Source organism: Nocardia sp. NPDC004722, from assembly GCF_053601505.1.
Genome location: NZ_JBSGBY010000889.1, coordinates 1 through 2,519 on the forward strand (window position 1 = coordinate 1; position 2,519 = coordinate 2,519).

Annotated in this window: 2 pseudogenes; both read left to right on the top strand. The window is 73.5% G+C overall.

Features of this window, described 5'->3' with window-relative positions:
• Positions 1 to 315: pseudogene (locus ACWELQ_RS43570) on the top strand (hypothetical protein); the annotation flags it as partial.
• A 237-nt stretch (positions 316 to 552) separates the two neighbouring features.
• A pseudogene (locus tag ACWELQ_RS43575) lies at positions 553 to 2,519 on the top strand (hypothetical protein); the annotation flags it as partial.

Consider the following 2,519-nt stretch of genomic DNA (forward strand, 5'->3'; position numbering starts at 1 on the left):
CGGCTCGATCCCGGCGAATTCGCCACCGGAGCAGCGGTATTGCTCGCGCCCGCCCCCATACCCGGCTTCCGCGAGCGGGTGGCCTACCGGGTCGGTCTGCCCTCGTCGGCGGTCGCGGGCATCGACCCGTTCCTGGGCGACCCGTACTCGGCGGGCCCGGTGCACGCCTACCTGAGCGCGGCCGGACAGGGCATGCTCGACGAGGCGCGCGCGGTGGTGTTCCTGGCGGCCGACGAGAATTCCGCGGCCGCGCTGGTCTATCGCCCGCAGGCGCTGGTCTCCGCTGACACCATGTCGCAGGTAAATCTGAAATAGACTGTTTGGCAGTAGATTTCATCCGGTGAATTCGCCCCGGCGGGCAGCGCTCGCCCGACCGGGCCACCGGAACCGTTGTGCCCCGGCTGATCCTGGGCGCCGTACGCGCCCTCGCTGCAATGATGCCGCTCCCGCACACCGAAGCTCGCCGTGCCATGTCGCTCAGCCGGGCGCATCCGATCGGTGAAGGGACGTCAGATGGCGCGGTCGGTCGCTCGAGGCCGAGGGGAGATGCCGGTGGGGGCCGGCGGGAAGATGCACTGTCCGGCCGTCACGCCGGACGCGGCGCGACTACGGGTCGCGCGGGCGGTGGCGGTGCTGGGCAACGCCGCCGAGCTCGATCGGGTGGCGACGCTGCTGGAGGCCGATATCGCCGAAATCCGCACGGTGGTCACGGAATTGGCGAACGCCGGACTGATCGTCGGGCAGTGCCGCGCGCACCCGGAGATGGCCGCGCGGGTGCTGCGGGAACTGCCGCCCGATCAGCGGCGGGCCCTGCACGCCGCCGCGGCCGAGCTGCTGTGCCGCGCGGGCCTGCCCGCCGACGTGGTGGCCGAGCATCTGGTCGCGGCGGGCGACGCACGCGGCTCCTGGGCGGCACAGGTGCTGCTCGAAGTCGCCGACGACGCCTATGACGCGGACGAACTCGACAGTGCCGCAGCACATCTGGAGCTGGCCTATCGGGCCAGCCGCCGCGCCGACGAGCGGGCGGCCATCGCGACCCGCCTGGTCGGGGTGGAATGGCGGCTCAACCCGTCCAGCCGCACCCGCAACTTCGGCCGCCTCAAGGCGGCACTGCGCACCGGCCGCGTCCCCGCCGCCGACCTGCCCATGACGGTGCTGCAAATGCTCTGGCACGGCTACGTCCTACACGCCGACCACGCGCTGCTGCGGCTACGCCGCGCCCCCGACGGCGCAGGCGCCGACCGCCTCGACTTCCTGGGCGCCTGGCTGCGCTACACCCACCCGGTCACCGCGCAACGACACCCCTGGACCGAGCCCGATCCGCCCCCGCCGAGCCAGGATCCGCAACTGCCGGGCCATGATTCGACCCGGACGGGGCGGAATTCGGAAGTGCCGGGCCGGGATCAGGGGCTGCCGGGCAGGAGTTCGGAACCGCCTGGCCGGGATCCAGTGCTGCGGGACCGGGGCTCGACCTTGCCAGGCCGGGGCTCACCGCGGCCGGGACGGGATTCGGAACGGCCGGGCCGAGGATCGCCGCCATCGGGTCGGGATTCGGCACCGCCCGGGCCGGGTTCGGTGTTCGGTGGACGGGATTCGGCACCGCCCGGCCGGGATTCGGCGCTGCTGGAACGTGATTCACCGCATCGGCAGGCCGCGGCGTTGCTGCGTGGTTTGTGCGAGCAACGGCCGGCGGCCGCGACTGCCACTGCCGCGCAACGCATTCTGGCCCAGCATCGGCTCACCCCGGCCACCGTCGAGGTGCTGGTGGCGGCGGTGGACTGCCTGTTGCATACCGACCGCCTCGACGCGGCTGATGCCTGGTGTACCGCGCTGCTGGCGGAGGCGACCGCGCGGCGTGCACCGACCTGGCAGGCGCTGTTCGCTTCGGCGCGGGCGGAAACGCTGCTGCGCAAGGGGAATCTGGAGGAGGCCGCCGGGCATGCGACGGTCGCGTTGAATCTGCTGCCCGCCGAGCAGCTCGGGGTGTGGCTGGGGCGGCCGATCGCGGTGCTGGTGCGGGCGCGCACCGCCCAGGGCCGTCACACCGAGGCCGCCGCGCAGCTCGAGCGGCCGGTGCCGCGCGCGTTGTTCGAATCCCGTTTCGCGCTGGGCTATCTGCGCGCTCACGGCGAACACTGCCTGGCCACCGGGCGGACCGAGGAGGCGCTGCGGCACTTCCGGCGCTGCGGGCGGCTCATGGACGAGTGGGGGATGGACTTCCCCTGGCTCGCGCCCTGGCGCAACGACCTGGCCACGGCCAGCCTGCGCGCCGGACAGCACTGGCAGGCCCAGAATTTCGCGACCCGGCACCTGGACGCCATCGGCGGGGCCGAGGTCCATCACACCGGCGGGGTGTCGCTGCGACTGCTGGCGGCCACCAGCGACCCGCTGCGCCGCGTGACCCTGCTGCGGCGGGCGGCGGCGCTGGCCCGCACCGGCGGCGACGAACTCGAATTGGCCACCGTGCTGGCCGATCTCGGCGACGCCTACCGGGCGCTCGGGGAGGCCGACCGGGCGCG